This window comes from Pseudomonas sp. CM27, assembly GCF_013179515.1.
Classification (GTDB): Bacteria; Pseudomonadota; Gammaproteobacteria; order Pseudomonadales; family Pseudomonadaceae; genus Aquipseudomonas.
Map to the genome: position 1 here is coordinate 1 of NZ_JABMCN010000285.1, position 7,239 is coordinate 7,239.

The 7,239-nt window shown below is 63.2% G+C and carries 6 protein-coding genes and 1 pseudogene; 3 read left to right on the forward strand and 4 right to left on the reverse strand.

All coding sequences use genetic code 11. The features are described from left to right. Window positions 1–223, reverse strand: a pseudogene (locus HP547_RS25565) (electron transfer flavoprotein subunit alpha/FixB family protein); the annotation flags it as partial. Window positions 224–239: 16 nt separating this feature from the next. Continuing rightward, a complete protein-coding gene (locus tag HP547_RS25570; RefSeq protein WP_172288190.1) occupies window positions 240–989 on the reverse strand; it encodes an electron transfer flavoprotein subunit beta/FixA family protein in 750 nt (249 codons plus the stop codon). 314 nt (window positions 990–1,303) lie between these two features. On the opposite strand from HP547_RS25570, the gene HP547_RS25575 reads away from it, so the two are divergent. The 3 genes from HP547_RS25575 (at window position 1,304) to HP547_RS25585 (ending at window position 5,658) form a co-directional block, all read left to right on the forward strand. Continuing rightward, window positions 1,304–2,491 carry a porin gene (locus tag HP547_RS25575; RefSeq protein WP_172232772.1) on the forward strand — a complete coding sequence of 396 codons (1,188 nt, stop codon included), beginning with the start codon at window positions 1,304–1,306 and terminating at the stop codon, window positions 2,489–2,491. 139 nt (window positions 2,492–2,630) lie between these two features. Continuing rightward, on the forward strand, window positions 2,631–3,794 hold the full coding sequence (gene nosP / locus HP547_RS25580; RefSeq protein ID WP_172288192.1) for a nitric oxide-sensing protein NosP: 1,164 nt from the start codon (window positions 2,631–2,633) through the stop codon (window positions 3,792–3,794). Further along, window positions 3,724–5,658: a NahK/ErcS family hybrid sensor histidine kinase/response regulator gene (locus HP547_RS25585; RefSeq protein WP_372242937.1), complete on the forward strand. Its 1,935-nt coding sequence runs from the start codon at window positions 3,724–3,726 to the stop codon at window positions 5,656–5,658. Before nosP ends, HP547_RS25585 begins: the two co-directional genes overlap by 71 nt. 29 nt (window positions 5,659–5,687) lie before the next feature. Here the strand turns inward: HP547_RS25585 and HP547_RS25590 are convergent, their stop codons facing one another. Both HP547_RS25590 and HP547_RS25595 read right to left on the reverse strand, forming a co-directional pair. Further along, complete coding sequence (locus HP547_RS25590; RefSeq protein WP_172231495.1) at window positions 5,688–6,353, reverse strand: response regulator transcription factor; 666 nt, start codon at window positions 6,351–6,353, stop codon at window positions 5,688–5,690. 57 nt (window positions 6,354–6,410) lie between these two features. Further along, complete coding sequence (locus HP547_RS25595) at window positions 6,411–6,971, reverse strand: PQQ-dependent catabolism-associated CXXCW motif protein (protein ID WP_172231492.1); 561 nt, start codon at window positions 6,969–6,971, stop codon at window positions 6,411–6,413. Window positions 6,972–7,239: the final 268 nt, after the last annotated feature.

The following is a 7,239-nucleotide window of genomic DNA, read 5'->3' on the forward strand; positions in this document are numbered from 1 at the left end:
GCGCAACGTTTTCCGGCAGAGCGTGGGCGTAGGCGGCGTTATCAGCTACCAGCACCTTGGCCACGCCAGCGATCTTGGCAGCGGATTCGGCAACACCACCGACGTTCTGGCCAGCGACCAGCACGTGCACATCACCACCGATCTTGGCGGCAGCAGCTACGGTGTTCAGGGTGGCCGGGGCTACGGCGCCGGCTTCATGTTCAGCGACAACCAGGATAGTCATTTCTGGCTCCTCATAATTAAAGCACCTTCGCTTCGTTCTTCAGCTTCTCGACCAGTTCGGCCACCGACTTGACCTTGATACCCGCGCTGCGGGCAGCCGGGGCTTCAACCTTCAGGGTCTTGTTGGTGGAGGCGAGGGAAACGCCCAGATCGTCAGGTTTGACGGTCTCCAGCGGCTTCTTCTTGGCCTTCATGATGTTCGGCAGCGACGCGTAGCGTGGCTCGTTCAGGCGCAGGTCGGTGGTGACGATGGCGGGCAGGTTCAAAGCCACGGTCTGCAGGCCGCCGTCGATTTCACGGGTGACGTTCAGCTTGTCGCCCGCCACTTCGACCTTGGAGGCGAAGGTGCCTTGGGCGAAGCCCGTCAGCGCCGCCAGCATCTGGCCGGTCTGGTTGTTGTCGCTGTCGATGGCCTGCTTGCCGAGGATGACCAGTTGCGGCTGCTCCTTGTCGACAACGGCTTTCAGCGCCTTGGCCACGGCCAGGGAGTTCAGTTCGTCAGCGGCTTCGACCAGGATGGCACGGTCGGCACCCAGGGCCAGGGCAGTACGCAGTTGCTCCTGAACGGCAGCCGGGCCCACCGATACCACCACGATTTCGCTGGCGATGCCTTGCTCCTTGAGGCGCACGGCTTGTTCCACGGCAATCTCGCAGAAGGGGTTCATGGCCATCTTCACGTTGGCCAGGTCGATACCGCTGTGGTCCGCCTTGACGCGCACCTTGACGTTGTAGTCGACGACTCGTTTGACACTTACCAGCACTTTCATAGGCTCTCCCTCGATCTGCGGGAGGCGGACAGCTGCCCACCTTGTAACGACAATAAGCGCGGCGGTGTGATTGCGGATCGTCCATTTCGACTAGCGTTTGCGCGGCGTACGCCTGCTAACGTCTCGAGCCGTGGCCGCCCGTGCGGCTTACAACCGAAGTGCCGGCACCGGGCCCAAGCCGGTGTTGCGCCCAAATCATCGCGCCACCTGCACCGGCCCAAAGCACCGGCAAGCCCGCGCCAAAGCAGCGTACCTGGTTGTCTGCGCGCTTCTGATAATCGCCTCCGACATCCCGTCCCCGTTTGGAGCGCGCCATGCACAAAAACAATAAGCACCTGCCGCCTCGTTTCCTCGCAGCCGCCATTGCCAGCCTTTCGGCCCTTGGCCTGAGCGGCGTTGCCGAAGCCGAGATCATGCTGTACGACAAGGACCAGACGACGTTCTCCACCGACGGCTACATCAACGCTTTCTATGTCAACAGCAAGGTCGACCGCGAGGGCGAGCAGTTCGATCGCCGCCAGTCGCGGGTGAAGATGGGCTTTTTACCCAACTACCTGGGCTTCAACATGGGCAAGCAGGTGGATGACCTGAAACTTGGCGCGCGTGCCTCGTTCTGGGTGACCATCAACGACAGCGAAACCAACGGTACCGACACCGCCATCGACGTGCGCCAGTTCTACGGCACCGTGGCCAACCCCGAGTGGGGCGAGGTGCTGATCGGCAAGGACTTCGGCCTGTTCGCCCGCTCCAACATCCTGCTCGACGAGCTGCTGGCAGGCTATGGCCAGGTCAGTGACACCCTGGGACTGGTGGACGGCGGCGGTGTGTCTTTCGGCAACATCGGCAGCGGCTACCCGTACCCGTTCCCAACCTCGCAGATCACCTACCGCACGCCGGTGATGGATGGGCTGCGGGTGGCGGTGGGCATCATGGACCCGGTGGACACCAACGACAGCAGCCCGACCGGCAAGGCCTACCAGGAAAACCCGCGTACCGAGAGCGAAATCACCTACCAGTTCGACCTGGGCGGGGCGCAGGTCTACAGCTGGGTCAACGGCAGCTACCAGACCTCCGACAATACCGACCCGACCGTGCAGTCGGTGACCTCGAAAGGGGTCGGTTATGGCGTGCAGGCGAAGATGGGCGGGTTGTCGCTGACCGGTTCGGGGTTTCAGGCCAAGGGCATCAACCCGTTCTTCACCAACAATGCCGGTGAACCGGTGTTGCGCAATGTCGACAGTGACGGCTACCTGTTGCAGGGGTCGTACAAGGTTGGCAAGAACCGCGTGGCGCTGTCCTATGGCAAGACCAAGGACGATGGCAACGGCGCGGTGGGCAGTGGTGCCGACTACGAGACCCGCGGGGTGGCGTTGTTCCATGACGTCAACGACAACCTCAAGCTGGTCGCGGAGTACAACCAGTTTTCCATCGACGGGCATGACACCAGCGCGCAGAACGAAGACACCGACACCTTTGCGGTGGGGGCGGTGCTGACCTGGTGAGCCGTGGCGGGGGGCAGGGCCGTGCACAGGTCGGCGAAATCAGGACCATGGAACTGGCCACCCGCTACCCAAGTAGCATTCGCCGCCCATACCCGCCTTCGTACACTGACCTTTCAGCCACCCCGCGCCGGAGACCCCCATGCAGCAGGCTCACAATGACGGCGTGGTCAGTGCCATGTCCCAGGCCAGCGACGCGCGGCTGGCAGCCCAGGAGCTGGCGCGGCAGCTGCTGCACCCGCACCTGGGCTTCGTGCTGTTTTTCTGCTCTGCCGAATATGACTTGCGCGAGCTTGCCGAGGCCCTGGAGCAGGGGTTCGGCGGCATCCGCCTGGTCGGTTGCACCAGCGCCGGCGAGATCACCCCGCTGGGCTATGGGCGTAATTGCGTGACGGCGGTGGGCTTCGATCATCGGCACTTTTCCATCGCCACCGGGCTGATCGATGAAATGGAGCGCTTCAGCCTGATCGACGCGCAGCAGATGGTCGAACGCCTGGTTGGCACCTGCCGCAGCAATACCCTGGCACCGATCAAGGGCCACACCTTTGCCCTGACCCTGCTCGACGGCTTGTCCAGCCGCGAGGAAATGGTGCTTGCCGCGCTCAGCGCGGCACTGGGGGACATCCCGCATTTCGGAGGCTCGGCCGGCGACGACAACTACCTCACCCGCACCCACGTGTATTTCGGCGGCGCGTTTCACCACGGCGCGGCAGTGGTGGTGCTGGTCAATACCTGGCTCGACTTCGAAGTGTTCACCACGCACCACATCCTGCCGCGTCACGAAAAGCTGGTGGTCACCGGCGCCGACAGTGCCCAGCGCCGGGTTTTCGAACTGAATGCCGAGCCCGCTGCCGAGGAATACGCCCGCCACATCGGTGTGCCGGTGCATGCGCTTGATTACCGGGTGTTCGCCGCCCACCCGCTGGCCGTGCGCATACACGACCAGTACTACGTGCGGGCAATCCAGCAGGTGCACCCGGACCTCAGCCTGAGTTTCTATTGCGCGGTGGAAAACGGCATCGTGCTCACGGCCATGACCCCAGGGCCGCTGCTGCCGAACCTGCAACAGTTGTTCGATGGCCTGCGCCAGCGCCTGGGCCAGCTGCTGCTGACCATCGGCTGCGACTGCTTCCTGCGGCGCCTGGAACTGGAGGGCCGCAATGGCCTGGAGCCAGTTGGTGCGTGCTTGCGCGAGCAGCGGGTGATCGGCTTCAACACCTACGGAGAGCAGTTCAATGGCATGCACATCAACCAGACCTTCACCGGGGTCGCCATTGCCCGCCCCCGGCCTGCCGTCGGTCGCTGAACTGCAGGCCGAGGTCACCGGCCTGCAGCGCCAGAACCACAAGCTGCAGCGCATCAATGGCGCGCTGATCGAACGCATCGAGTCCGGCGTCACTCGCGGCAACGACCCCTATGCAGCGTTCCAGCATTCCGTGGTGCTGGCGGAACAGGTGCGCGAACGCACAGATGCCCTGAGCCAGGCCATGGCTGAGCTCAAGGCCGTCAACCGGCTGCTCAGTGAGGCCCGGCAGCGGGACGAAACTGCCCACCAGCACCAGATCCGACTGATCACCGACAATGTCCCGGCGCTGATCGCCTACCTGAACGCCGACCTGGTCTATGAATTCACCAACAAGGTGTATGAAGAATGGTACTGCTGGCCGCGCGGCGTGATGCTTGGCCAGAGCCTGCGCCAGGCCCACAGCGAGCAGCATTACCGGCGCCTGGAAGGCTACGTGGCGCAAGCGCTGGCGGGGGAGAGCGTAACCTTCGAATTTGCCGAAACCAACAGCAACGGCCAGGAGCGCTACATGCTGCGTTCCTACGTTCCCAACCGGCTGGCCAGTGGCGAGGTGGTGGGTATCTTCGTGCTGATCCGCGACATCACCGAGCGCCGTAACACTGCGCAGGCGCTGCACCAGGCTTATCAGCACCTGGAACTGCGGGTGCGCGAACGTACCGCCGAACTCACCACCCTCAACGACCAGCTACTGCGCGAAATCGAAGAACGCAGCCGGGTCGAGTCGCGCCTGCGAGAGGCCAAGCGCGAGGCCGAACAGGCCAACCTGTCGAAAACCAAGTTTCTCGCTGCGGTGAGCCATGACCTGCTGCAACCGTTGAACGCGGCGCGGCTGTTTACCAGCGCCTTGCTCGAGCGCGGGGAACTACACAACAGCGCCCACCTCGTACGCAACGTCAGCAACTCGCTGGAGGACGTGGAGAACCTGCTTGGCACCCTGGTAGATATTTCCAAGCTCGATGCCGGGGTGATCAAGGCCGATGTCGCCCCGTTCGCCCTCAGCGAGCTGATCGACAACCTCGCCGCCGAATATGCCCAGGTGGCGCGCAGCGAAGGGCTTGAACTGCACTTCGTGGGCTGTTCTGCCGTGGTGCGCAGTGATATCCAGCTGCTCGCGCGCATTCTGCGCAACCTGCTCAGCAATGCCATCCGCTACACCCGCAGCGGGCGCGTGGTGCTGGGTTGCCGACGCCTGCGCGGCGGTCTGCGGATCGAAGTGTGGGACAGCGGTATCGGCATCGCCGAAGAGCATCTGGAAGAGATGTTCCAGGAGTTCAGGCGCGGTGATGTACAGCGCCCGGACCAGGACCGTGGCCTGGGTCTGGGCCTGGCGATCGTGGAAAAGATCGCCGGCATTCTCGGCCATCGCATTCGGGTGCGCTCGTGGCTCGGCAAGGGCTCGGTATTCGCCGTCGAAGTGCCGCTGAGCGCAGTAGCACCCAGCCCCCAGCCAAGCCAGGCGACCTGCGCACGCACACTCGAACGCCTGCGTGGTGCGCGGGTGTGGGTGCTGGATAACGATGCGGCAATCTGCGCCGGCATGCGCACATTGCTTGAGGGTTGGGGGTGCCAGGTAGTCACCGCGCTGTCGGAAGAAGACCTGGCGCGCCAGGTGGACAACTACCACGCCAGGGCAGACCTTCTGATCGCCGACTACCACCTGGACAATGACTGCAATGGTATCGACTCCGTGGCCCGGATCAATGCTCGCCGCGCCCAGCCCCTACCGGCGTTGATGATCACCGCCAACTACAGCAACGAACTCAAGCAGCAGATCCGCGAGCTGGGCCACACCCTCATGCACAAACCGGTGCGGCCGATGAAGCTCAAGACCGCGATGAGTCACCTGCTGGCCATGCCAATGTAAGCGCTGCCTTGCCGGTACGCCGGTCCAGCTCAGCGCCGCAGGTAGTCAGCGAAATCGATATCGCCAGCACTGAGGATGGCCTGCACGCGGTTGTGCACGTTCAGCTTGCGCAAGATCGCCGAAACGTGTGCCTTGACTGTGGTTTCGGCGATATCCAGGGTGTAGGCGATCTGCTTGTTCGACTCGCCCTTGGTCATGCGCTCGAGCACCAGCAGTTGTTTGCGGGTCAGCGCCTGGAGCATCTCGGGCGGGAAGCTCGGGGTGTCGTTGAGGCGCCGGCTGGTGCTGCTTTTCTGGGCGCGGATGATGTCGGGCGGCAGGTACACGTTACCGTTGAGGATCTGCTCGATCGCTTCGATCATCTGTGAGCGCGGCGAGGATTTGGTGATGAACCCCACGGCGCCGTAGGTAATGGCCTGCAGCACGACCTGCTTTTCCTGCTCGGCCGAGACGATCACCACGGGCGTGGTCGGCGCCTCGTTGCGCAGGGTGATCAGGCCATTGAGCCCGTGCATGCCGGGCATGTTCAGGTCGAGCAGGATCAGGTCGAGGTCCTCATGCGCCTGGGTCAATGCCAAGGCGCTGTCCAGGTCGGCCGTTTCCATGACCTCGCTGCCTTGGAAGCCATCGCTGATGACATTGTGGATGGCTTCGCGAAACAGTGGGTGATCGTCGGCAATCAGAATTTTGTACATGGCCTTTTCACCTCGTTTTTATTGGATAGGGCGGGCACGTGTTCGCAGGCAGTGTATTCAGGGGAAAGGCACCGGTTGGGCCGGCTGCAGCGGCAGGTTGGCCTGCTGCCAGGCGTCCAGACCGTCGCGGTACCAGTACAGGTTGTGATAGCCGAGGGCTTTTGCGCGTTTTACCGCGTTCCAGCTCAACCAGCAATCGGCGCGGCAGTAAAACACCAGCGCTTGCCCCGGCTGCCCGGCGCTGGCTGCCTGCAGGTTACGCACGAAGTAGGCCTGCCAGGCCGGGCTCAATTCGCCGTCGCCGGTATTGGCCAGCCACAGGCTCCCGGGGAGGTTGCTGTGGGGTTCGTCCTCGATGAAGCGGCCTTGCAGCCATTGCCTGCGGTAGACGTCGATCAGCACCGGCCGGGGTTGCTGGCTCAGCAGCGTTTGCAGGGCAGCGGTATCGATGACCTGGCCGCCGTCGACTTGCTGTGGGGTCGGGCTGCGATAGAGGGTGGTGCGATAGCCTTCGGGGGAGAACATCGGCGCCGTGTCGGCCTGGGCCACGCTCAGTGACAGGCTGAGTGAAAGGGCCACCAGCAGAGGGCATGGGAGCCGGGGCAGGGCACGTGGCATGGGGTTTTTCCTTTTTGTTATGGAGCCATTACATGCCAGTGGCGGTGCTTTGTGAATGCGACGATAGACAGCAAAGGTAGTACTAAAGTAGTACGCGGATGGGGGCCGGTCTCCCCGCCTGCTGGCGGGGGCTGGCTTGGTCGGGAGTGTCAGGTTTTTTGTGTGCGGGCCGGTAATGGCCTGCCGCCCGGCAGGCCTTGATTTCACCAGGTTGGCCTGATGAACCGATCTCCGTACAGAATCGCAAATTGATTCATCGCACTTTTCC